The sequence below is a fragment of the Streptomyces sp. A0592 genome (assembly GCF_004795115.1).
Lineage (GTDB): Bacteria > Actinomycetota > Actinomycetes > Streptomycetales > Streptomycetaceae > Streptomyces > Streptomyces erythrochromogenes.
Genome location: NZ_SSBM01000003.1, coordinates 16,937 through 38,691 on the forward strand (window position 1 = coordinate 16,937; position 21,755 = coordinate 38,691).

20 protein-coding genes and 1 tRNA gene are annotated in these 21,755 nt (G+C 72.3%); 8 read left to right on the forward strand and 13 right to left on the reverse strand.

The window, feature by feature from the left end; all coding sequences use genetic code 11:
- Nucleotides 1–26: 26 nt before the first annotated feature.
- From E6U81_RS05500 to E6U81_RS05510, 3 genes are read right to left on the reverse strand one after another with little or no spacing between them, the layout of a single operon-like run.
- Nucleotides 27–911 (reverse strand): SDR family oxidoreductase, encoded by an 885-nt coding sequence (locus E6U81_RS05500; protein WP_136228965.1) that lies wholly within the window; start codon nt 909–911, stop codon nt 27–29.
- The gene (locus tag E6U81_RS05505; RefSeq protein WP_136228966.1) at nt 908–1,843 is read right to left on the reverse strand and encodes an alpha/beta hydrolase; all 936 of its coding nucleotides are present in this window, start codon (nt 1,841–1,843) and stop codon (nt 908–910) included. The genes E6U81_RS05500 and E6U81_RS05505 overlap by 4 nt, the downstream gene beginning before the upstream one ends.
- A complete protein-coding gene (locus E6U81_RS05510; RefSeq protein ID WP_136229286.1) occupies nt 1,840–3,456 on the reverse strand; it encodes an NAD(P)/FAD-dependent oxidoreductase in 1,617 nt (538 codons plus the stop codon). The genes E6U81_RS05505 and E6U81_RS05510 overlap by 4 nt, the downstream gene beginning before the upstream one ends.
- A 187-nt stretch (nt 3,457–3,643) precedes the next feature.
- Here E6U81_RS05510 and E6U81_RS05515 point away from each other — a divergent pair, with 187 nt between their 5' ends.
- Nucleotides 3,644–4,327 carry a MerR family transcriptional regulator gene (locus tag E6U81_RS05515; RefSeq protein ID WP_031150706.1) on the forward strand — a complete coding sequence of 228 codons (684 nt, stop codon included), beginning with the start codon at nt 3,644–3,646 and terminating at the stop codon, nt 4,325–4,327.
- On the opposite strand, the gene E6U81_RS05520 is transcribed toward E6U81_RS05515, so the two are convergent.
- Nucleotides 4,309–5,112: an exodeoxyribonuclease III gene (locus E6U81_RS05520; RefSeq protein WP_206309850.1), complete on the reverse strand. Its 804-nt coding sequence runs from the start codon at nt 5,110–5,112 to the stop codon at nt 4,309–4,311. The genes E6U81_RS05515 and E6U81_RS05520 overlap by 19 nt on opposite strands.
- A 38-nt stretch (nt 5,113–5,150) precedes the next feature.
- Between E6U81_RS05520 and E6U81_RS05525 the strand changes: the two genes are divergently transcribed.
- Nucleotides 5,151–5,669 carry a GNAT family N-acetyltransferase gene (locus E6U81_RS05525; RefSeq protein WP_136228967.1) on the forward strand — a complete coding sequence of 173 codons (519 nt, stop codon included), beginning with the start codon at nt 5,151–5,153 and terminating at the stop codon, nt 5,667–5,669.
- 6 nt (nt 5,670–5,675) lie between these two features.
- On the opposite strand, the gene E6U81_RS05530 is transcribed toward E6U81_RS05525, so the two are convergent.
- The 8 genes from E6U81_RS05530 to galU form a co-directional block, all read right to left on the reverse strand.
- Nucleotides 5,676–7,034: a CoA transferase gene (locus E6U81_RS05530; RefSeq protein ID WP_136228968.1), complete on the reverse strand. Its 1,359-nt coding sequence runs from the start codon at nt 7,032–7,034 to the stop codon at nt 5,676–5,678.
- Between the two features lie 108 nt (nt 7,035–7,142).
- Nucleotides 7,143–7,216, reverse strand: a tRNA-Ala gene (locus tag E6U81_RS05535).
- A gap of 78 nt (nt 7,217–7,294) precedes the next feature.
- Nucleotides 7,295–8,338: a hypothetical protein gene (locus tag E6U81_RS05540; RefSeq protein ID WP_136228969.1), complete on the reverse strand. Its 1,044-nt coding sequence runs from the start codon at nt 8,336–8,338 to the stop codon at nt 7,295–7,297.
- Between the two features lie 187 nt (nt 8,339–8,525).
- On the reverse strand, nt 8,526–9,134 hold the full coding sequence (locus E6U81_RS05545) for a GNAT family protein (protein WP_136228970.1): 609 nt from the start codon (nt 9,132–9,134) through the stop codon (nt 8,526–8,528).
- A gap of 17 nt (nt 9,135–9,151) precedes the next feature.
- Nucleotides 9,152–9,637 carry a MogA/MoaB family molybdenum cofactor biosynthesis protein gene (locus tag E6U81_RS05550; protein WP_136229288.1) on the reverse strand — a complete coding sequence of 162 codons (486 nt, stop codon included), beginning with the start codon at nt 9,635–9,637 and terminating at the stop codon, nt 9,152–9,154.
- A 95-nt stretch (nt 9,638–9,732) separates the two neighbouring features.
- Nucleotides 9,733–10,212, reverse strand: a complete 480-nt coding sequence (gene moaC / locus E6U81_RS05555) for a cyclic pyranopterin monophosphate synthase MoaC (protein WP_136228971.1) — start codon at nt 10,210–10,212, stop codon at nt 9,733–9,735.
- A 123-nt stretch (nt 10,213–10,335) separates the two neighbouring features.
- Nucleotides 10,336–11,682, reverse strand: coding sequence for a gephyrin-like molybdotransferase Glp (gene glp, locus E6U81_RS05560; protein ID WP_136229289.1), 1,347 nt, complete (start codon nt 11,680–11,682; stop codon nt 10,336–10,338).
- A gap of 28 nt (nt 11,683–11,710) precedes the next feature.
- Nucleotides 11,711–12,613: a UTP--glucose-1-phosphate uridylyltransferase GalU gene (gene galU / locus E6U81_RS05565; protein WP_136228972.1), complete on the reverse strand. Its 903-nt coding sequence runs from the start codon at nt 12,611–12,613 to the stop codon at nt 11,711–11,713.
- Between the two features lie 91 nt (nt 12,614–12,704).
- Between galU and E6U81_RS05570 the strand changes: the two genes are divergently transcribed.
- Complete coding sequence (locus E6U81_RS05570; protein ID WP_136228973.1) at nt 12,705–13,319, forward strand: 5-formyltetrahydrofolate cyclo-ligase; 615 nt, start codon at nt 12,705–12,707, stop codon at nt 13,317–13,319.
- Between the two features lie 6 nt (nt 13,320–13,325).
- On the opposite strand, the gene E6U81_RS05575 is transcribed toward E6U81_RS05570, so the two are convergent.
- Nucleotides 13,326–16,196, reverse strand: coding sequence for a penicillin acylase family protein (locus E6U81_RS05575; RefSeq protein WP_136228974.1), 2,871 nt, complete (start codon nt 16,194–16,196; stop codon nt 13,326–13,328).
- 262 nt (nt 16,197–16,458) lie between these two features.
- Between E6U81_RS05575 and E6U81_RS05580 the strand changes: the two genes are divergently transcribed.
- From E6U81_RS05580 to E6U81_RS05600, 5 genes are all read left to right on the forward strand, one after another.
- Nucleotides 16,459–18,009 carry a potassium/proton antiporter gene (locus E6U81_RS05580; RefSeq protein ID WP_240803697.1) on the forward strand — a complete coding sequence of 517 codons (1,551 nt, stop codon included), beginning with the start codon at nt 16,459–16,461 and terminating at the stop codon, nt 18,007–18,009.
- A gap of 368 nt (nt 18,010–18,377) precedes the next feature.
- The gene (locus tag E6U81_RS05585; RefSeq protein ID WP_136228976.1) at nt 18,378–19,772 is read left to right on the forward strand and encodes an MFS transporter; all 1,395 of its coding nucleotides are present in this window, start codon (nt 18,378–18,380) and stop codon (nt 19,770–19,772) included.
- Nucleotides 19,773–19,839: 67 nt separating this feature from the next.
- Nucleotides 19,840–20,157, forward strand: coding sequence for an FmdB family zinc ribbon protein (locus E6U81_RS05590; RefSeq protein ID WP_136228977.1), 318 nt, complete (start codon nt 19,840–19,842; stop codon nt 20,155–20,157).
- Between the two features lie 74 nt (nt 20,158–20,231).
- Entirely contained in the window at nt 20,232–21,065 is an 834-nt protein-coding gene (locus E6U81_RS05595; RefSeq protein WP_136228978.1) for an S-methyl-5'-thioadenosine phosphorylase, read from the forward strand.
- A 126-nt stretch (nt 21,066–21,191) separates the two neighbouring features.
- Nucleotides 21,192–21,749 (forward strand): carboxymuconolactone decarboxylase family protein, encoded by a 558-nt coding sequence (locus tag E6U81_RS05600; protein ID WP_136228979.1) that lies wholly within the window; start codon nt 21,192–21,194, stop codon nt 21,747–21,749.
- Nucleotides 21,750–21,755: the final 6 nt, after the last annotated feature.

The window sequence follows — 21,755 nt, forward strand, 5'->3', positions numbered from 1 at the left end:
GCCGCGCCCCCTCGCGGGCGTCCCGGTCAGCGGCTCTGCGTGCGCTCCCGCTCGTCCGCCGCGCCGCCCGCGCCGACGAGTCCCGTGGAGACGCCCGACAGCCGGGGCTCGAAGCGCTTCATCTCGCGCTGCCCGACCGTCGCGATGATGCCGGGCAGGTAGCCGCGCACGCCCTGCATCCCGCGCAGCCACCACTGCGCGTACACGTGCGGCGAGCGCCGCTCGATGCCCGCGACGATCCGGTCGACGGCCGGCCCCAGCGGGTAGGTGCGGTTCGACGGCCACGGCAGCCGCTGCCGCAGCTCCCGCATGACCTCGTCCTGGTCGGCGCCGCGCACCATGTCCGTGTCGGTCCACGAGAGGTAGCCGACGCCGACGCCCACGCCCTTGTACCCGACTTCGGCGCGCAGGCAGTGGGCGAAGGCCTCGACGCCGGACTTGGAGGCGCAGTAGGCGGTCATCATCGGCGCCGGGGTGATGGCGGCGAGCGAGGCGATCTGGAGGAAGTAGCCGCGGCTCTCCGTCAGCACGGGCAGGAAGGCCCGGGCGGTGACGGCACCGCCGATCAGGTTGACCTCGATCACCCGGCGCCAGGCGTCGGGATCGGAGTCGGCGAACGGGCCGCCCGCGGCGACGCCCGCGTTGGCGACGACGATGTCGACCTTCCCGAAGCGCTCCTTGACCTCCTGCGCGACGCGCGCCATCGCCTCGTGGTCGGTGACGTCGGCGTACCAGTGCTCGCTGTCGGTGTGCAGGCGCTCGGAGACCTCCTTGAGGGCCTCCGGCTCCAGGCCGACGAGCGCGATCCGCGCGCCCCGGGCCGACAGCTTGCGGGCGAGCAGCTCGCCGACCCCGCGGGCGGCCCCGGTGACGACGGCGACCTGGCCTTCCAGACTCCTGCGAGCACTCACGGTGTCTTCTCCTTCTCGGTCGTGTCGAGAGCGTCGAGATAGCGCGCGGTCAGTTCGGACACGGCCCGGGTGACGGCCTCGGGCGCCTCGACCGGGGTCATGTGCCCGATGCCGGTGAGCTCGGTGAGGCCCACGCAGTGCGGCAGCGCCGCGGCGAGCCCGCGGGCGTGGACGACCGGAGTGAGCCGGTCGGCGGTGCCGCCGATCACGGCGGTGGGAACGGTCAGCCGTGCCACGTCGGCGTCCAGGTCCAGCCCGGCCAGCACCTGGGACCAGGCGTGCCGCACCCGGGTGGGGCAGGCGTGGACGATTGCGGCGCACGCCTCGACCCGGTCGGGCGCGGAGCCGGGGCCCATGGTGGCGTACTTGAGGACTGTGCGGGCGACGGGCGTGACCGGCCCGAGCGGGGCGCGCGATCCGAGGACCGCGCCGGTGATACGGGTCCGCACCCGCCCGGCGCGCCCCGGCAGCACCGTGGCCTGCTCGACCAGCCGGGAGCTGCCGGTGCTGCACAGCAGCGCGGCGGCGGCGTGCTCGGCGAACTCCGGCCGGGCCGCGGCCGCCATGATCGTCATGCCGCCCATGGAGTGCCCGGCGACGACCGCGCGCTCCCCCGGGGCGAGGGCGGCGCCGAGCACCGCCACGAGGTCGTCGGCGAGCGCGGTGGTGCTGTGTTCCCGGGCGGCGGGGCTGCGCCCGTGTCCGCGCTGGTCGTAGGCGACGACCCGGTGGGTGGTGGCCAGGGCCCGTATCTGGGCGGCCCAGAACGCCGTGGAGCAGGTCCAGCCGTGGGCCAGCACCACGGCCGGCGCGCCCTCGTCCCCATGCACCTCGACGTGCAGTCGGGCCCCGTCGGCGGAGACGGCGACGAGTTCGCGGCGGGCGGTGGGCGGGGCGTAGGGACCGGAGGTGACGTGCGCAGCCCGGCTCACGCGGCACCCTCGGCGGCCGTACCCACCCCGGCCTCGCCGGCGGTCGAGGCGCGGGGGTCCGGGGGCAGCACCTCGGGCAACGGCGCCGCAGCGGTGGCGGCCGCGACGACCACCGGCTCGCGCTCCCGTACGCGCACCACCTCGTACTCCGCCAGATCGACGCTGCGCGTCTCCCGGCGGAACTCGCCGGTCGTGCCCGGCCAGACCGTCGTGTTGCGGCCGTTCGCGTCCAGGTACCAGCTGGTGCAGCCGCCGGTGTTCCAGACCGTCCGCTCCATCCGGGCCTGCACCTGCCGGTTCCACTTGTTCACGGCGGAGGGGCGGGCGGCGAGCGCGACCTTCCCGCCCAGCATGCCCAACTGCCGCAGGTAGTCGGCCATGTAGTTCAACTGCGACTCGATCATGAGGATCATCGAGCTGTTCCCGAGCCCGGTGTTGGGGCCGATGATCGTCATCCAGTTGGGGAAGCCGGCCGCGGTCGCCCCGCGCAGCGACTGCATCCCGTCCTTCCACTGGTCGGCGAGGGTCCTGCCGTCCGCACCCACCACCCGGTCGGCGATCGGCATGTCCGTGACGTGGAACCCCGTACCGAAGACGATCGCGTCGACCTCGGTCTCGGTCCCGTCGGCCGCGACCAGGACCGAGCCCCGGATCTCCTTCAGCCCGGAGGCGACCAGGTCCACGTTGGGCCGTGCGAGCGCCGGGTAGTACTCGCTGGAGAGCAGGATCCGCTTGCAGCCGATGCGGTAGGAGGGCGTCAGCTTGGCACGCAGCTCGGGGTCCTTGATCGACCGGGCCATGTTGGCCTTCGCGAGCGCCTCGACGAGTCCGAGCTGGTTCGGCCGCTTGGTGAAGGCGCTGACCTGGAGTTCCCGGATGCCCCAGAGCAACCCCCGGCGCGCGGCCCGGGTGAAGGGCAGTTGCCGGTGCAGCCAGCGCTCCACCGTCGAGATCGCCCGGTCGGTGCGCGGCATGACCCACGGCGGGGTCCGCTGGAAGAGCGTCAGGCGCTCCACGTCGGGGGCGATGGCCGGCACGATCTGGATCGCGGAGGCCCCCGTACCGATCATGGCGACGCGTTTGCCGGCGAGGTCGTAGTCGTGGTCCCAGCGCGCGGAGTGGAAGACCTTGCCGGGGAACCCGGCGAGCCCGGCCACCTCGGGCAGCTTCGGCTCGGACAGCGGCCCGGTGGCCGAGACCACCACGTCGGCGGTCAGCTCGCCCTGCGCGGTCTCGATCTCCCAGTGCAGCTCGTCCGCGTCCCAGCGCATCATCCGGACCTCGGAGTCGAGCCGGATGTGCCGGCGCAGCCCGAAGGTGTCCGCGACGTGCTCCAGGTACTCCCGGATGGCGGGCTGCCCGGAGAAGGTCCGCGGCCAGTCCGGGTTCGGTGCGAAGGAGAAGGAGTACAGGTGCGACGGGACGTCGCAGGCGCACCCCGGATAGCTGTTGTCCCGCCAGGTTCCCCCGACCGAGTCGGCCCGCTCCAGTACGACGAAGTCCGTGATCCCCTCGCGCCGCAGCCGAACGGCGGCCCCGAGTCCGCCGAATCCGGACCCGATCACCGCCACTCGTACGTGCTCGCGCCCCTCGCGCCCGCCCTTGCCGCCCATGCCCGCCGCCTTCCGCCTCATCCGCAGTTCCAGCCACGCAACGCCGCAACGCACCACACCATCGAAACACTGCCAGCAATCACTGGCACAATCGGGAGGGTAGAGCAGCGCCGTACTCATGGGTAGGGGGCGGACCCGGAAAGTTACCGCCGGTACGCCATAGGCTGCGTCTGTGGCGAGGGATGAGATGCAAGCGAAGCCGGTGCGCGAGTACCGCACCGAGGAGCTGGCCGAAGCGGCCGGCATACCGGTGCGCACCCTGCGCTTCTACCGTGAGCGCAAGCTGCTCCCGCCGCCCCGGCGCGAGGGCCGCATCGCCTGGTACGACGACCACCACCTGGCCCGGCTGCGCACCATCGCCGGCCTGCTGGAACGCGGTCACACCCTCGGCGGCATCGCCGAGCTGACCGCCGCCTTCGAGAACGGCCGCGACGTCGGCCAGCTGGGTGAGCTGCTCGGCATCGGCTGGTCGGAGGAGACCCCGGTCCGCCTCACCCCGGAGGAACTGGCCGACTACTTCGAGGGCGAGGTCACCCCGGAGAACCTGGCGGCCTCCCTCGACCTCGGCTACCTCGCCGTCGACGGCGACGCGATCGTCCACGTCAGCCGCCGCCTGCTGGACGTCTCCTCGGCGCTGGTCCGCGAGGGCGTGCCGCTTGCCGCGGTCCTGGAGACCGGGCGCCGCGTCCGCGAGCACGCGGACGCGATGGCCCTGCTGTTCACCGAGCTGATCTCGGACCACATCTCACCGGAGGCGCTCACCCGGCTGCGCCCGCTCGCCAAGAGCGTGGTCGAGGCGGAACTGACGATGGCGATGGACCGCCTCCTGGCGTCCACCGCCCCGCCCTCCGGTCAGGCGCCGAGCTCGTAGACGACGGTCACGGGCGCGTGGTCGGACCAGCGCTCTGGATGCGTCTCGGCCCGCTCGACGAAGGCCTTGACGGCCTTGGCGGCCAGCCCCGGGGTCACGACCTGGAGGTCGATCCGCCAGCCGGCGTCGTTGTCGAAGGCCCGGCCGCGGTAGGACCACCAGGAGTACGGGCCCTCGGTGTCGGGGTGCAGCTCGCGCACCACGTCGACGTAGCCGGCCTCCGTGTAGACCTTCCCCAGCCACTCGCGCTCCTCGGGGAGGAAGCCGGCGTTCTTGCGGTTGGTCTTCCAGTTCTTGAGGTCGGCCTCCTGGTGACAGATGTTCCAGTCACCGCAGACCACGACCTCGCGCCCTTCCGCGGCGGCCCGCACCTTCAGCCCGGCGAGGTAGGTCAGGAACTCCCCCATGAACCGGTACTTCTCGTCCTGCTTCTCCGTGCCCGCCTCACCGGAGGGCAGGTAGAGGCTGGCCACGGTCACTCCGGGCAGGTCGATCTCCAGGTACCGGCCGGCGGTGTCGAACTCCTCACTGCCGAACCCGACCTGCACCCGCTCCGGCGCGCGCCGCGTGTACAGCGCGACCCCGGCCCGCCCCTTCGCGGCGGCCGGCGCGAAGACGGTGTGCCAGCCCTCGGGAGAGCGCACCTCCTGCGGGATCTGCCCTTCCTCGGCCCGTACCTCCTGCAGGCAGACCACGTCGGCGTCGGATCCCGCCAGCCACGCCCCGAAGCCCTTCTTGGCGGCGGCCCGAATCCCATTCACATTCACGGAGGTCACAGTGAGCATCCCAGCACCATAGCGGGAGGGTTCCGTACGATGTTCGGATGTCTCATGGGATCGACTTCCGCACCGTGCCGTACGATCACCCGGACGCGGTCAAACTCAACGACCGGGTGCAGCTCGAATACCAGGAGCGGTACCAGGGCGAGGGCGACGCGACCTTCCTGGATCCGGCGATGTTCGCCCCGCCGCGGGGCCTGTACATAGTGGCGTACGACACGACCGGCGCCCCGGTGGCGACCGGTGGCTGGCGCACCCAGGAGAAGAACGACGAGGGCTACTCGGACGGCGACGCCGAGCTGAAGCGGATGTACGTCGTCCCGGAGGCCCGCGGCCTGGGCCTGGCCCGCCGCATCCTCGCGACCCTGGAGGCGGACGCCCGCGCGGCGGGCCGCCTGCGGATGGTCCTCGAAACGGGCGACCAGCAGCCGGAGGCGATCGCCCTCTACCTCTCCGAGGGCTACACCCCGTCGCCGAAGTTCGGCTTCTACCGCTTCTACGACTCCAGCCGCTGCATGGCCAAGCCCCTCCAGGCGCCCGCGGCGGCCGCCTCCCAGCCGTAGCGGGGGCTACCGCGGGAGCCAGACGGCCGGGTCCGTCCCCCACCGGGACGGGCCCCCGGCCCACTCCCCGAAGGGGCTGGCCGCGTGCCGCAGCACCCCGTACCCCGACCCGGTCTCGCTCAGCCACGGCTCGGCCGCGTACGGCGGAGCCCCGGCGCCCCCCGCGGCCCGAGCGCCGGCCAGACCGCGGACCAGCCACGAACCCGTCCCGGCCAGGGAGAACCGCAGCCCCCGCCCGCCGCCCTCGGCCAGGGCCCGCATCACACCGGCCGCCACCAGGTAGCCCGTCCCGTGGTCGAGCGCCTGCGCCGGCAGCACGCCCGGCGCCCCGTCCGGCCCCGCGCACGCGCCGGCGATCCCGTAGCCCGCCTGCACCAGCGAGTCGAATCCCCGCCGCCCGGCCCACGGCTGCGGTGCCCGCCACCCCCATGCGCACAGCTCGGCCACCACCAGCCCCGGCCACCGCTCCAGCAGGTCCCGCGAACCGAACCCGTGGCGCTCCAGCGCCCCCGGCCGGTACCCGCTCACCACCACGTCGGCCTCGGCCAGCAGCCCCTCGAAGACCGCCCGGTCCGCGGGCCGCGCCAGGTCCAGCAGCGCCGACCGCTTCCCGAAGCCGGTGTCCGCGTACGCGTCGTCCGCCTCCGGCAGGCCCGGCGTATCGATCCGCAGCACGTCCGCGCCCAGCAGGCCGAGCGTGCGTGTGGCGACGGGCCCGGCGATGACCCGCGTCAGGTCAAGCACCCGCACCCCCGTGCCGGGCCGACCCGGCGGGGCCGCGCCGAGCACCCGCCCCCGCTGCCCCGTGGCGGGTACGGACTCCACCAGCGGCTGGGGATCCCCGTACCGCCGTGCCACGGCGACGGCGAGACCGCCCGCCCCGTACACGAGTTCCTGCACCTCGACGGCCGTCCGTCCGGCGACCGCGGCGCGCAGCGCCTCCGGCGTCGGGGAGGGCAGCCCCAGCGCCCGTACGAGCGCGGCCTCGTGGTGCGGGTAGTTGGCGTGCGTGCGGACCCAGCCGTCCGCGGCCCGCCAGAAGCCGGACAGCGGAGCGAACGTCACCGCGGGCCGGCCCGCCACCCTGAGATGGCGTTCACTGACGAAGGCCGTGGCCACCGCCGCCTCGTGCACCACGAAGGGACGGGGATCCCCCGCCGCGCCCCCGGCCCGCACCGCGGCGAGCTCCCCCGCCGCCAGTCCGCAGGCCGCGACCGTGGCGCGCGCCAACTCCCGCACCGGAAGCGGCCCTTCCGCGAGGTTGCCGGCCCCCTCGAACCGGACTCGTCCCACGAGCTCCGGCGCGCCACCGACGGCCTCCCACGCCTGGGCCGTCCCGCCGTCCCGTTCCCCACCGATCGCCATGAGCGCATCTTCGCCCAACCGCCCCCGAAAACGCCGAAATCCCGCCCGGTCTTTCGACCGGGCGGGATTTCGTGACGTTCACGAGAGCTACTCGCGAACTGTCGTCTGTGGACCTGTGGGGATTTGAACCCCAGACCCCCTCGATGCGAACGAGGTGCGCTACCAGACTGCGCCACAGGCCCTTGCGACGTGTGAAACATTAGCACCCCTGCGCCGGTGCTCCAAAACGCGTTTCCGCGGGGGTCCGCGCAGGTCACCGATCACTCGTTCGCGGCGCGCGGGCGGTCTTCGCTCTCGTACTGGTCGAACAGCGGAGTGCGGCCGCGGCCCTGGCCGCGGGGGCGCTGGGGGGTCCGGTCCTGCGCGTCGTCCTCGGCGGGAGCCGGGGCGGGGACCGCCGGCTGGGCGCGCAGGCGGGGCTCCGTCGGCTCGGCCGTGCTGGAGCGGGTCGCGCTCCAGGCGTCCGGGGTCACGGGGCCCGTGGCGCGGGGGGCGACCGGGGCCGTCACGTAGGTCGGCAGCGGAACCGGGACCGGCTCCCAGCTGTCACCCCGGACGGGGCCGCGTTCGCGTTCGCGCTGCTGGTCCACCCACTCGGCGTGGTCGGTCTGCTCGACCAGCGCGCGCCGTCCGGCTTCCTGGGGGGAGACCGGTGGAGCAGGGTCCGGTTCGCCGGCCGCGGCCGCACCCTCCTCGGGGTGGCGGCGGCGCGGGCGCTCCTCGCGCAGCTGCCGTGCGGCCGCCTCGGCGCGCCGCCGGTCCATCGTGAACTCGTAGCGCCGGCGCTCCTGGACCCGCAGGTGGGCGATGTACGTGCTCAGCAGGAGGGCGGGAACGGCGGGGGCCCACAGGTAGCGCAGGCCGCCCACCGCCGCGACGACGGCGCCGGCGGTGAAGACCAGGAAGAGGAGTGCGGTGGTGCGCCGGCGGCGCGCGAGGACCTGGAGGCGTTGTTCGCGCCGGGCCCGCTCCGCGCGCTGCTCCCGCTCGGCGGCCGCCTTGCGCGGCTCCGCCCTGGTCGGGGACACACCGATGGCCCGGGCGTCGGCTTCGACGGAATTGACCGTCTCCGTCGCGGCGTCCGGGTCCGCGGGGGGCTCCGCCTCCTCGTCACCGCGCTCACGCAGCCCCTTGGCGTAACGGCGCTCCATTCCCGCCCGGCCGGAAAGCAGCCGAATGGCGGTGGAGAAGCGTTCCGTCGGACGGGCTTCGTTCAGCTCGTCCTGCCTCCGGAGCCACATGGGCACCAAGTAGGCGGCCCAGGCCCCGACAATGACTGCGTAGATGAGGCCGCTGCTGCTCACACCTCACACCGTAGAGGGGCGCGGGCGAGGGGATCGGCCAATTGGGCCGGTGTGTCGCGCGATCTCGCTGATATCACGGACTTTTTTTGTGATTCTTCGGATCAGGTTATGGGCGAATCGGTTACCTCGGGCCATTAATTCGAACAGATATTCGTTTATCGCGCGGGCGGACATCCGCGGGCCGACCCTATTTCGGCGGGGACTGCGAGTGGCGCGCGCGGTGCCAGCGGCGCAGCAGCCCCTCCGGCACCTCCTCCGCCGTGATCGCGTACACGAGGTGGTCGCGCCAGGCGCCGTCGATGTGGAGGTAGCGCGGACGCAGCCCCTCCTCGCGCAGGCCCAGCTTCTCCACGACCCGCCGGCTCGGCCCGTTCTCGGGGCGGATGCACACCTCGATGCGGTGCAGGCCGACCTTCCGGAAGCAGTGGTCGACGGCCATCGCGACCGCCGTGGGCATCACGCCGCGGCCGGCCACGTCGCGGTCCACCCAGTAGCCGATGTGCCCCGCGCACATCGACCCCCAGGTGATCCCGGCCACCGTCAGCTGGCCGACCAGCCGCCCCTGGTACTCGATGACGAAGGGCAGCATCCGGCCCGCGTTCGCCTCCGCCCGCAGGTGACGGACCATCTGGCGGTACGTGGGCCGCTGGATCACCGGCCCCCAGGGCGCGGGCGGCGGGATCGTCGCCTCCCACGGCCGGAGCCAGTCGCGGTTGCGCCGGTTGACCTCGCGCCAGTCCTTCTGGTCGCGCAGTTTTATCGGCCGGAGCGTGACATCGCCGTCGGTCAGGACCACCGGCCAGGTGGGGCCGTTCAGCTCGCGCTCCCGGTGGGTCCCGCCGGCCTGGGGTGGTCGCCGCCACGGATCTGGTCCACCGCGTGCGGCAGGATGCGGGACAGGACGGCGAGGCCGTCGCGCACCCCGCCCGTGGAACCGGGCAGGTTGACGATCAGGGTGCGCCCGGCGACGCCCGCCAGGCCCCGGGACAGGGCCGCGGTCGGCACCTTCGCCAGGCCCTCGGCGCGGATGGCCTGCGGGATGCCCGGGACCTCGTAGTCCAGGACCCGCGCGGTGGCGTCCGGGGTGCGGTCGGTCGGCGAGATCCCGGTGCCGCCCGTGGTCAGGATGACGTCGTAGGCGGCGGCCACGCCCTCGCGCAGCGCCTGCTCGACGGGATCGCCGTCCGGGACGACCCGAGGGCCGTCCACCGCGAAGCCGAGCTTCTCCAGCGCCTCGGCCAGCAGCGGGCCGCCCTTGTCGGCGTACACGCCCTGCGAGGCCCGGTTGGAGGCCGTCACGACGAGCGCCCTGCCGAGGGACCCGTCCGGGGCCGCACCGGCCTCCGGCGCCGCCGCCGCGCGGTGGCTGTGCACCTCCCCGCCGCGCGGGGCGTTCACGAGCGGGCCCAGTCGCCGGACTTGCCCCCGGTCTTCTCCTCCACCCGGACGTCCGTGATGACGGCGCCCTTGTCGACCGCCTTCACCATGTCGATGACGGTGAGTCCGGCGACCGCGACGGCGGTCAGCGCCTCCATCTCGACGCCCGTGCGGTCGGTCGTCTTCACGGTGGCGAGGATCTCGACGGCGTCGTCGGCGACCGACAGGTCCACCTTCACGCCCGAGACGGCCAGCGGGTGGCACAGCGGGATCAGGTCCGGGGTCCTCTTCGCCCCCATGATCCCGGCGATGCGCGCGGTGGCGAGGGCGTCCCCCTTGGGCACTCCCTCGCCGCGCAGCAGCTCGATCACCCGGGGGGAGACGAGTACGCGTCCACTGGCGCGCGCCGTCCGGGTGGTGACGTCCTTCGCGGAGACGTCGACCATCCGGGCCGCACCGGCCTCGTCGATGTGGGTGAGCCTGCTCTCGGTACTCATTGCTGTGCCGCTCCGCTCTGGGCCCCCGGGGGCCTGTGTGGTGCGACACACGCTACCCGCACAGGCCGCCGGAGGGGCGCGCCGGGGGAACGGGGCCGGGCGCGCGGAAACGGATGCCGCGGATCAGCCGAGCAGGACCACTTCCAGCTCGGTGCCGGGCTCCACCGAGGTGACGTCTTCCGGTACGACCATCAGCGAGTCGGCGTGCGCCAGTGCGGCGATCAGGTGGGAGCCCGATCCCCCGACCGGACTGACCGTGCCGCTCTCGGCGTCGTACTTTCCGCGCAGGAACTGGCGGCGGCCGGCCGGGGAGCCCAGTGCCTTGTCGGCCTTGAGCACGGCCCGCACGCTCGGCCGCCGGACCTCGGACTCCGGCAGCCCCATGAGGGCGCGGATCGCGGGGCGCACGAACAGCTCGAAGGAGACGTACGAGGAGACCGGGTTGCCGGGCAGCGCCAGCAGCGGGGTGTGGTCGGGGCCGATCGTGCCGAAGCCCTGCGGCTTGCCGGGCTGCATGGCGAGCTTGCGGAAGTCGATCCGGGTCGCGTCCACCTCCACGTCGTCCTCGCCCTGGCCGGCGGAACCGGACGACGGGACCGAGCCGACCGAGGAGAGCGCCTCCTTGACCACGTCGTAGGCGCCGACGCTGACCCCGCCCGTGGTGACCAGCAGGTCGGCCCGGATCAGCTGGTCCTCGATGGTGGAGCGCAGGGTGTCGGCGTCGTCCGCGACGGCGCCGACCCGGTAGGCGATGGCTCCGGCGTCCCGCGCGGCCGCCGCCAGCGCGAAGCTGTTGGAGTCGTAGATCGTGCCCGCGGTGAGCGGCTCGCCGGGCTGGACCAGCTCGCTGCCGGTGGACAGGACCACCACGCGCGGGCGCGGGCGCACCCGGACGGTGCCGCGCCCGATGGCGGCCAGCAGGGCGATCTGGGGCGGGCCGAGGACGGTCCCGGCCGCGAGGGCGAGGTCGCCCGCCTGGACGTCGCTGCCGCGCGCGCGGACGTGCGCCCGCGCCTCGGCCGCGCGGTGCACCCGCACCTCGCCGCCCGCCTGCTCGGGGGCGGCGCTGGCCGGGGTCATCCCGGCGGCGGCGCCGCCTCCGGTGCCGCCGTCGGTCCACTCGACCGGTACGACGGCTTCCGCACCGGGCGGCAGCGGGGCGCCGGTCATGATCCGGGCGGCCTCGCCGGGGCCCACGGTGGGCAGCTCGCCGCTGCCCGCCGCGACGTCCCCGATGACCGTCAGCACCGCGGGGAACTCCTCGCTCGCACCCTGGACGTCGGCCGTGCGGACGGCGTAGCCGTCCATGGAGCTGTTGTCGAAGGGCGGGAGGGCGACGGGCACGGTGACGTCCTCGACCAGGACACAGCCCTGGGCGTCCAGCAGCTGGAGCTCGATCGGCTCCAGCGGCCGGACGGCCCCGAGGACGTCCGCGAGGTGCTCGTCCACGGACCACAGACGGTGGCCAATGTCCTGCGGTGCGGAACTGCTCAAGGTGCTACATCTCCTCCGTGACGTAACGGTGAAGCCAGGTGCGGAACTCGGGGCCCAGGTCCTCGCGCTCGCACGCGAGGCGGACGATGGCCCGCAGGTAGTCGCCGCGGTCCCCGGTGTCGTAGCGACGGCCCCGGAAGACCACGCCGTGCACCGGGCCGCCCACGCTCTCGTCGGCGGCCAGCTTCTGCAGGGCGTCGGTGAGCTGGATCTCCCCACCGCGGCCCGGCTCGGTCTCCCGCAGTATGTCGAAGATCGCGGGGTTGAGGACGTAGCGGCCGATAACCGCGAAATTGCTGGGGGCGTCCTGGGGCTCCGGCTTCTCGACGAGGCCGGTGATGCGGACCACGTCCGCCTCGTCGGTGGCCTCGACGGCGGCGCAGCCGTAGAGGTGGACGCTGGCCGGGTCGACCTCCATGAGGGCGATGACGGTGCCGCCGGTGCGGGCGTGGATGTCGGCCATCTGACGCAGGAGCGGGTCGCGCGGGTCGATCAGGTCGTCGCCGAGGAGGACGGCGAAGGGCTCGCGGCCGACGTGCGGCTCGGCGCACAGCACCGCGTGCCCGAGGCCCCGCGGGTCGCCCTGGCGGACGTAGTGCATGGTCGCGAGGTCGCTGGATTCCTGGACCTTCTTCAGGCGGTCGTCGTCGCCCTTGGCGATGAGGGCCGACTCCAGCTCGTAGTTGCGGTCGAAGTGGTCTTCCAGGGCACGCTTGTTACGCCCAGTGATCATGAGGACGTCGTCGAGCCCGGCCGCCACGGCCTCCTCGACCACGTACTGGATGGCCGGCTTGTCCACAACCGGGAGCATTTCCTTCGGGGTCGCCTTGGTCGCCGGAAGGAAGCGGGTGCCGAGGCCAGCGGCCGGAATGACGGCCTTCTTGATCACGGGGTGCAACATAGTCATGGCCAGAACGATAGTGGGTCCTGCCGAACGCCCGACGAAGTCGTGGTTGGTAGGTCCATATATGCCCTGATTCGAAGGAAATTTGATTCTCGTGGCAGAGAACCCGCCCACCGAGTCCGCCAAGTCCGAGCTGCGCCGGGAACTCCTCGCGGCCCGTCGCGCCTTGTCCCCCGACGCCCGCCGCACGGCGGCCGCGGCGCTCGCCGTCACCGCCCTCGAACTGCCCGAACTGGCCGGTGCGCGCACGGTGGCGGCGTACGTCTCGGTCGGCGGCGAGCCCGGCACCCGCGCACTCCTCGACGCCCTGCGCGCGGCCGGCAAGCGGGTGCTGCTCCCCCTCCTGCTGCCCGACAACGACCTCGACTGGGCGGCGTACGAGGGACCCGGCAGCCTCGCCGAGGCCGCCCACCCGGGCAAGATGCGGCTGCTGGAGCCGTCCGGCCCCCCGCTCGGGCCGGACGCGGTGACGCAGGCCGACGCGGTGCTGCTGCCCGGGCTCGCGGTGGACGGGCGCGGCATGCGGCTCGGCCGCGGCGGGGGCAGTTACGACCGGGTGCTGCAGCGGCTGGAGCGGGCCGGGGCGCACCCGGCGCTCGTCGTGCTCCTCTACGACGACGAGGTGGTCGCGCGGGTCCCGGAGGAACCGCACGACCACCCCGTCCAGGCGGTGGCCACCCCGTCGGGGGTGCGCCGCTTCAGTTCGTGACCCGGCTCACGACCCGGCCGGCTTGAGGGTCAGGGTGTCGACCGTGGCCTTCTCGACGGCGTCCTTGCCGAAGGGCCACTCCAGCAGCTCGCCCTTGGCCCACATCTGCGTCTGGTCCGTGTAGTGCGCGTTGTACGCGTGGCCCGAGGCGCCGGTGAGGTTGATCCAGCGGGACTTGTCGAGGTCGTTGAGGTTCACGACCATCCGCATCGACGGCACCCAGGTGACCCCGTAGCCGCTGGAGGCGTTCCAGCCGGTGGCGTTGACGGTCGCCTCGCCGCCGCCCACGTTCCACGGGCCGCGGTTGAGGAGCCACTGCATGAAGCCGGGGCCCTCGGTGCCGATCGTCTGGTTCTTCAGGTTCAGCTGGTGCAGCCGGCCCCAGCTCCAGGTCGACTGGTCCTTGCCGAGCTTGGCGGTCAGCTCCCAGCGGGCGTCCGCCATCGCCCGCGCGAACAGCTCGTCGCGGGTGGTGGCGGCCGGCTTGTTCAGGCCCTTGGCGGGTGCGCTCCACCACGGCGACTTCTCGTCCTTGACCAGGCGGCGGACCACCTCGAACCAGCGGTCGCCGCCGTCGGGCTGCGCCGAGTCGGCGTCGCGGGTGCCGCATTCGCGGACGGTCTTGGCGAGGTCGTCGGCCGGGCCGCTGCCGTTGCCGAGGACGTTCATGCAGCTGTCCTCGATCCGCAGCTCCTTGGGCATCTTGTCGCCGAAGGCCAGCTTGAGGATGTTGCGCCAGACCGCGTTGAAGTAGGCGGCGGCCGCCGAGTCGGACTCCTGGGTGTAGTTCCAGCCGTCCAGCAGCTTCTGCGCCTCGCGCACGCCGGGGTCCGACACCTGGATCTTCGACAGCATCGGGGTCAGCAGCGCGGCGATCTCGCTGCTGTTGTCCATCTGCATGGTCCGCATGTCGTCGGTCGAGATCTTCCCGCCGTCCTTGATCTTCGCCTCGATGAGGTCGTTGATCCGCTGGCTGCGGGCGCCGTAGCCCCAGTCGGTGGTCAGCAGGTGCGGGTACTTGCCCGCGCCGGTCCCGTTCTCCGCGACGGCCTGGTTGGCGGTGACGATGTAGCCGCGCGAGGGGTTCTGGTCCCAGGGCAGCTCGTTCTGCGGGATGTAGCCGGCGTTGCCGTCCCGGGCGCCCTTCCAGGCGTACTTGGAGTCCCAGCCGGGGGCGGGCATCCGGCCGTCGCCCTGGCCGCGGACCGGGAGGCGGCCCGGGGCCTGGTAGCCGATGTTGCCGGTGGCGCCCTTGTTGTCGGCGTAGATCAGGTTCTGGGACGGCACCTCGAAGTCCGCGGCCGCCTTGCGGAAGTCGTCGAAGTTCTTGGCCTGGTTGAGCTTGAAGACCGCGTCCATGCTCTTGCCCGGGTCCAGCGCGGTCCAGCGCAGGGCGATGGCGTAACCGTCGCCCCGGTCGGGCGCGGAGCTGTCGACGGGGGCGCGGGTGCCGACCGTACCGAGCTCCGTGCTGCGGTCGGAGACGAGCGGGCCGTTGTTGGTGGTGCGGACGGTGATCTTCTTGCTGGCGCCGCCCGCGATCTTGATGACCTCTTCGCGGGAGGTGAAGGGGAGCACCCGGTTGTCGTAGACGTAGCCCTCGGGCTTGATCTGCTCGAGGTAGAGGTCGGTGACGTCGGCGCCGAGGTTGGTCATGCCCCAGGCGATGTCGGTGTTGTGGCCGATGATCACGCCGGGCATGCCGGAGAAGGTGTAGCCGGCCACGTCGTACTTGCACTGGGCCGAGACGGCGCGGCAGTGCAGGCCCATCTGGTACCAGACCGAGGGCAGTTGCGGCGACAGGTGCGGGTCGTTGGCGAGCAGCGGCTTGCCGGTGGTCGTGTACTTGCCCGAGATGACCCAGGAGTTCGAGCCGATGCCGCTGCCGTTGGGGCCGAGGATGGCCGGGACCTTCTCCAGGGTGTCGGCGAGGGCGCTGAGCTGGGTGCGCAGGCCCACGGTCGCGCCCTGGGCGGTGGCGTTGCCGGCGAGGCCGGTCGCGTCACCGGCGGCCGGGGCGGTGGAGGCCTGGTTGGCGACGGCGCCGCCGGAGCCCGACCCGCTGCCGGAGCCGCTGCCCGAACCGGAGCCGCTGCCGGAGTTCCCGGTCTGGCCCTGGGGGGTGTACTTGCCGCCGTCGACCTTGCCGCCCTCGACGATCGGCTTGTTCCGGTCGAACGGGTAAGGCGGGTAGAGCTCGGCGATCTGCGCCTGCGAGAGCTTGCTCGCCATCAGCGCGCGGTCGATCTCGTCCTGCATGTTGCCGCGCAGGTCCCAGGCCATCGCCTTGAGCCAGGCCACCGAGTCCACCGGGGACCACTGCTCGGGCTGGTAGCCGTCGCTGAGCTTGAGGGCGGCGTGCTCGACCGAGAGGGTCTTGCCGGACTTCCCCTTCAGGTACGCGTTGACCCCGTCGGCGTAGGCCTGCAGATTCTTCTTCGTCTCGGCGGAGAGCCTGGTGTCGTACTCCTCCTGCGCGACCTGGCGCCAGCCCAGCGTGCGCAGGAAGGCGTCGGTCTCGACCTGACCGGCGCCGAACATCTCCGAGAGCCGCCCCGAGGTCATGTGGCGGCGTACGTCCATCTCCCAGAAGCGGTCCTGCGCGTGCACGAAGCCCTGCGCGCGGAAGAGGTCGTCGTCGCTGTCCGCGTAGAGCTGGGGAATGCCGTTGGCATCGCGCTTCACCTCGACCGTCCCCTTCAGGCCGGGCACGTCGAGGGAGCCGGTCGTCTGGGGGAAGGAGGCGCGCACGCCGTCCACGCTCCAGTACGCCCCGTAGCCGAGGCCCGCGACGAGTCCCAGGACCAGTACGAGCACGATCAGACGGGCGCGTCGTCCCTTCTTCTTGGCGGGAGGAGCGGTTTCGTTGGCGGGCATCGCTGTCCTTAGAGGGGCAGGGTGGTCCTGGGAGTGCTGGGAGCAACCATAGGCGCAGGACCGACTCCGTTGATCCGCCAGGGGTGGAGGCCGTGTGGAGGGCCTGTATCCCGCGCAGGTCCGGGAGGCGGTCCGCAATGGATCTACAACGGGTCCCGCGGTCCCGAGGACAGGGGCGAACAGCCGTTTCACAATGTGGTTATCGCGTAAAGGGCGCGTCAAAGATTAGGTAAGGTAACGAACTACTTGCCGAACTTGTCGCCTGGAGGATCGATCCGCCGGGCGCATTGAGGAGGGCCGCCCGCTGACTGTCCACACGCTCAATGAGCTTCTGCTGGTCTGCTCGCTCGTACTGCTCGTCGCCGTGGCCGCGGTGCGGGTCTCGTCACGCAGCGGCCTGCCCAGCCTGCTCATCTACCTCGGCATAGGCGTCGCCATAGGCCAGGACGGCATCGGGAACGTCGTTTTCGACAATGCCGAGCTGACCCAGGTCATCGGCTACGCCGCCCTCGTCGTCATCCTCGCCGAGGGCGGTCTGGGCACCAAGTGGAAAGAGATCAAGCCGGCCCTGCCGGCCGCGATCATGCTGTCCCTGGTGGGTGTGGCGGTCAGCGTGGGCGTGACGGCGGCGGGTGCGCACTACCTCGTCGGACTCGAATGGCGCCAGGCGCTGCTGATCGGCGCGGTCGTCTCCTCGACCGACGCGGCGGCCGTCTTCTCGGTGCTGCGCAAGGTCCCGCTGCCGTCCCGGATCACGGGCGTCCTGGAGGCCGAGTCCGGCTTCAACGACGCGCCCGTCGTGATCCTGGTGGTGGCCTTCTCCACGGTCGGCCCGGTGGACGACTGGTACGTCCTGATCGGCAAGATCGCCCTGGAACTCGCGATCGGCGCCGCGATCGGGCTGGCCGTCGGCTTCCTCGGCGCCTACGGCCTGCGGCACGTGGCCCTGCCCGCCTCCGGCCTCTACCCGATCGCCGTGATGGCCATCGCGATCGTGGCGTACGCGGCCGGCGCGATGGCGCACGGCTCCGGCTTCCTCGCGGTGTACCTGGCGGCGATGGTCCTGGGCAACGCCAGGCTCCCGCACTGGCCGGCCACGCGCGGCTTCGCCGACGGGCTCGGCTGGATCGCCCAGATCGGCATGTTCGTCCTGCTGGGCCTGCTGGTCACGCCGCACGAGCTGGTCCGCGACTTCTGGCCCGCGGTCGTCATCGGCCTGGTGCTGACGATGGTGGCGCGGCCCCTGGAGGTCTTCCTCAGCCTGCTGCCCTTCCGGATCCCCTGGCAGGAGCAGGTCCTGATGTCGTGGGCGGGCCTGCGCGGCGCCGTGCCCATCATCCTGGCGACCATTCCGATGGTGTCCGGGATCGAGGGCAGCGACCGCGTCTTCAACATCGTCTTCGTGCTGGTCGTCGTCTACACCCTGGTGCAGGGGCCGACCCTGCCCTGGCTGGCGCGCAAGCTGGACCTCGGACAGAGCATGGAGACCGCGTCCGACCTCGGCATCGAGTCGGCGCCGCTGGAGAAGCTGCGCGGACACCTGCTGTCCTTCGCCATCCCGCAGGCCTCGCGGATGCACGGCGTCGAGGTGAGCGAGCTGCGGCTGCCGCCCGGGGCCTCGGTCACGCTGGTCGTCCGGGACGCCAAGAGCTTCGTACCGGCGCCGTCGACGGTGCTGCGGCGCGGGGACGAGCTGCTCGTGGTGGCCACGGACCCGGTCCGGGACGCGGCGGAGGCGCGGCTGCGGGCGGTGGCCCGGGGCGGCAAGCTGGCGGGCTGGCTGGGGACCGGAAACGGGCACGCACCACATTAGAGCGGCGTTCTAATTCGGTCGGGTTCGGTGAGATCTGACCGCCCTTATCCGGATATATGGCTTTCTTCATCTGCGAAGCTCCCGTTAATCGCAGGTGAAGACACGGATTGTCGGCGCAATCACAGGGCGTGATATCGCCCTTCCCTGTACGATGAAGGCACAACAGATCGAACCAACTCTGCCTGACGCAGAGCTGGCGCGACCGCAAAGCGGCCGTGGCACCCTCCCGCAGTGGGCGCCCAGGTATCACTCGGTTCTGCGCAAGAGGACAGCTCTCGGGGCTCCCACCACGTACGGGTGCGACCGCTCACAAAGCACGGCACCGTCCGCAGACGGGGAGTTCTACCAGGCAGCGGAAAGGCAAGGCCGTGACATCCGCGGTCACGACCGACACGTCCGCCCGCCCCGGCTACGGGCAGCTCCTGCGCACACCCGGCGCCCTCGGCTTCGTACTCCCCGGCTTCGCAGCCCGGCTCCCCTTCGGCATGCTGACCATCAGCATCCTGCTGCTGGTCCAGCACACCACCGGCTCCTACGGCAGCGCCGGCATCGTCGCCGCCGTCACCGGTATCTCGATGGCCCTCTCCGCCCCGCTGATGGGCATCTTCACCGACCGGTTCGGCCAGAGCGCCGTGCTGGTTCCCGTGGTCCTCGCGCACTCCGCCGCCGTGGGCGGCCTCGCCGCCCTCGCGCTGGCCGACGCCCCCGTCTGGGCGCTGGCGCTGGCCGCCGTGCCCACCGGCGCCTCCGTGCCGCAGGTCGGGCCGATGGTCCGGGCGCGCTGGGCCGCCAGGCTGGAGGGCTCGCCGCTGCTGCCGACGGCCGCCGCCTTCGAATCCGTCACCGACGAGTTCACCTTCGTCGTCGGCCCGGTCCTGGCGACCGCGCTGTGCACCGGCGTCCACCCGGCGGCCGGCCTGGTCACCGAAGCCACGCTGACGCTGATCGGCGGTCTGCTCTTCGCGGCCCGTCGTGCCTCCCAGCCCACGACGCACGCCCCGTCGGCCTCCGGCGAGAAGCGCGCCTTCGCGCTGTCCCACCCGGGCCTGCGCGTCCTGATCTTCGCCTTCCTCGGGATCGGCGCCGTCTTCGGCGGCATGCAGGTCTCGCTCGCCGCCTTCTCCAACGAGATCGGCAACCCCGGCGCCAACGGCCTGCTCTACGGCGTCTTCGCGGCCGGCAACATGATCGCCGGCATCGCCATGGGCGCCGTCGCGTGGAAGATCGGCCCGCGTCGCCGGCTGATCCTCGGCTACGTCGGCCTCACCGCCGCCGCGTCCGTCCTGTGGGCCGCGAACTCGATGATCCTGCTGGGCGCGCTCGGCCTGGTCGTCGGCCTGTTCATCGCCCCGGCCCTGATCACCGGCTACACGATGGTCGAGCAGCTGGTCCCCGCGAACGCGCGGACCGAGGCCTTCACCTGGCTGACCGGCTCGATCGCCTTCGGACAGGCCGTCGCGGTCATCCTGGCCGGCCGCCTGACCGACGCGCACGGGTCCTCGTACGGCTTCCTGGTGCCGATGGCGGCCACCGCGCTGGCGCTGGCCACCCTGCTGGCGCTGCGCGCGAAGCTGGCCCCGAAGGCTCCGAGCCGGATCGTGAACGCTTCCGCATCCGCTTCCGCTCCCGCGTCCGTGACCGAGGACGCCGCCCGCGCCGAGATCACGGCTTCGGCCACCCCCTCGCAGGCGCCCGCGCCGACGTCCCGTAACCGGGTGAACGAGCGTGGGATGGGTCACCGCGTGCCGGTGACGGTGGACTGATCCGCCGGAATACGTCACCATGGAGCGTCGTTAGCACTCATTGAGTCAGAGTGCCAGGAGGAAATTCGTGCCGACCTACCAGTACCAGTGCACCGAGTGCGGTGAGGGCCTTGAGGCCGTGCAGAAGTTCACCGATGACGCGCTGACCGTGTGCCCGAACTGCGACGGACGCTTGAAGAAGGTGTTCTCCGCGGTCGGCATCGTCTTCAAGGGCTCCGGTTTCTACCGGAACGACAGCCGCGGCGCCTCGTCGAGCAGCACCCCTGCATCGAAGCCCGCGTCGAGTTCGTCGTCGTCCTCGACGTCGACCGCCGCAGCCGCTCCCGCCGCCTCGTCCTCCTCGACGTCGTCGAGCACGAGCAGCAGCTCCACGTCGGCCGCCTGACCGCTCTTTGCCGAGGCCCCGCCCGCCCCTACCGGGCAGCGGGGCCTCAGGCATGCCCGGTTAGGGTGAGTGACATGGTGAACGCAGAGATCGGTGTCATCGGCGGCTCGGGCTTCTACTCCTTCCTGGAGGACGTCTTCGAGATCCAGGTGGAGACCCCGTACGGCCCGCCCAGCGACTCCCTGTACATGGGCGAGCTCGCCGGCCGACGGGTGGCCTTCCTGCCCCGGCACGGGCGCAGCCACACGGTCCCGCCACACAAGATCAACTACCGGGCGAACCTCTGGGCCCTGCGCTCGGTCGGTGTCCGCCAGGTGCTCGGCCCGTGCGCGGTCGGCGGCCTGCGGCCCGAATACGGGCCGGGCACGCTGCTCGTTCCCGACCAGCTGGTCGACCGTACGCAGAGCCGCGTGCAGACCTTCTTCGACGGGGTGCCGCTCCCGGACGGCTCGGTTCCGAACGTCGTGCACACCACCTTCGCCGACCCGTACTGCCCGGTGGGCCGGTCCGTGGCGGTGGCCGCGGCCCGCGGGCGGAACTGGGAGCCGGTGGACGGCGGCACCATGGTCGTCGTCGAGGGGCCGCGCTTCTCGACGCGCGCCGAGTCCCGCTGGTACGCCTCCGCGGGCTGGTCGGTGATCGGCATGACGGGGCACCCGGAGGCGATCCTCGCCCGTGAGCTGGGGCTCTGCTACACCTCGATGGCGCTGGTCACGGACCTGGACGCGGGCGCCGAGACCGGTGAGGGCGTCTCTCACACGGAGGTGCTGAAGGTGTTCGGCGAGAACGTCGGCCGCCTGCGCGAGGTCCTCTTCGACGCGGTGGCGGCGCTGCCCCCCACGGCGACCCGAGACTGCCTGTGCACGCACGCGCTGGACGGCTGGGACCTGGGCATCGAGCTCCCGTAGCCCGGGCCGTCCCCTCGGGGCAGTCCCGTGGGGGCTGTCCCCTCGGCGCTGTCACATCCGGGGCGGCTGTCCTGTCTTCCTCTGTGAAGGCCCAGTCGGGACAGACCGCTCCGGGAGATGACCGTCATGCCGCGTATCTCGCTCACCCCGCCCCGCACCCTGCTGATGCGCATCGGTGCCTGGTACTCGCGCCGCACCTACGGCAAGGTGCTCGACCCCGGCCAGGCCTACGGGCACAACGCGCGCGTGCTGTTCTCGTACGTCCGCCTCGAACAGCGGGCGGCGAAGTGGAACGCGCTGGACGCCGGTCTGAAGCACCTCGCCGTGATGGCGGCGGCGGCCCGCATCAACTGCTCGTGGTGCATGGACTTCGGCTACTGGGAGGGCCACGAGCAGGGGATGGCGGCGGAGAAGATCGAACGGGTACCGCAGTGGCGGGAGGCCCGTGAGGTGTTCACCGAGCCTGAGCTGCTGGTCATGGAGTACGCCGAGGCCATGACGGAGACCGAGCCGACGGTCACCGACGAGCTGGCCGCTGCACTGATCGCGCGGCTCGGGGAGGCGGCGTTCGTCGAGCTCACCGCGGTGGTCGCGCTGGAGAACTGGCGCTCGCGCGTCAACAGCGCCTTCGGCCTGACCAGTCAGGGCTTCTCGGAGTCCTGCCGGGTGCCGGCGAAGCGGTGACGCCGA

Bases quoted from the DNA above. Each gene is read 5' to 3' on its own strand.
- E6U81_RS05575 (WP_136228974.1), bottom strand. From the start codon at position 16,196: ATGCCCGCCAACGAAACCGCTCCTCCCGCCAAGAAGAAGGGACGACGC.
- moaC (WP_136228971.1), bottom strand. From the start codon at position 10,212: ATGAGTACCGAGAGCAGGCTCACCCACATCGACGAGGCCGGTGCGGCC.
- E6U81_RS05510 (WP_136229286.1), bottom strand. From the start codon at position 3,456: ATGGGCGGCAAGGGCGGGCGCGAGGGGCGCGAGCACGTACGAGTGGCG.
- E6U81_RS05530 (WP_136228968.1), bottom strand. From the start codon at position 7,034: ATGGCGATCGGTGGGGAACGGGACGGCGGGACGGCCCAGGCGTGGGAG.
- E6U81_RS05515 (WP_031150706.1), top strand. From the start codon at position 3,644: ATGCAAGCGAAGCCGGTGCGCGAGTACCGCACCGAGGAGCTGGCCGAA.
- E6U81_RS05525 (WP_136228967.1), top strand. From the start codon at position 5,151: ATGTCTCATGGGATCGACTTCCGCACCGTGCCGTACGATCACCCGGAC.
- E6U81_RS05595 (WP_136228978.1), top strand. From the start codon at position 20,232: ATGGTGAACGCAGAGATCGGTGTCATCGGCGGCTCGGGCTTCTACTCC.
- E6U81_RS05520 (WP_206309850.1), bottom strand. From the start codon at position 5,112: ATGCTCACTGTGACCTCCGTGAATGTGAATGGGATTCGGGCCGCCGCC.
- galU (WP_136228972.1), bottom strand. From the start codon at position 12,613: ATGACTATGTTGCACCCCGTGATCAAGAAGGCCGTCATTCCGGCCGCT.
- E6U81_RS05600 (WP_136228979.1), top strand. From the start codon at position 21,192: ATGCCGCGTATCTCGCTCACCCCGCCCCGCACCCTGCTGATGCGCATC.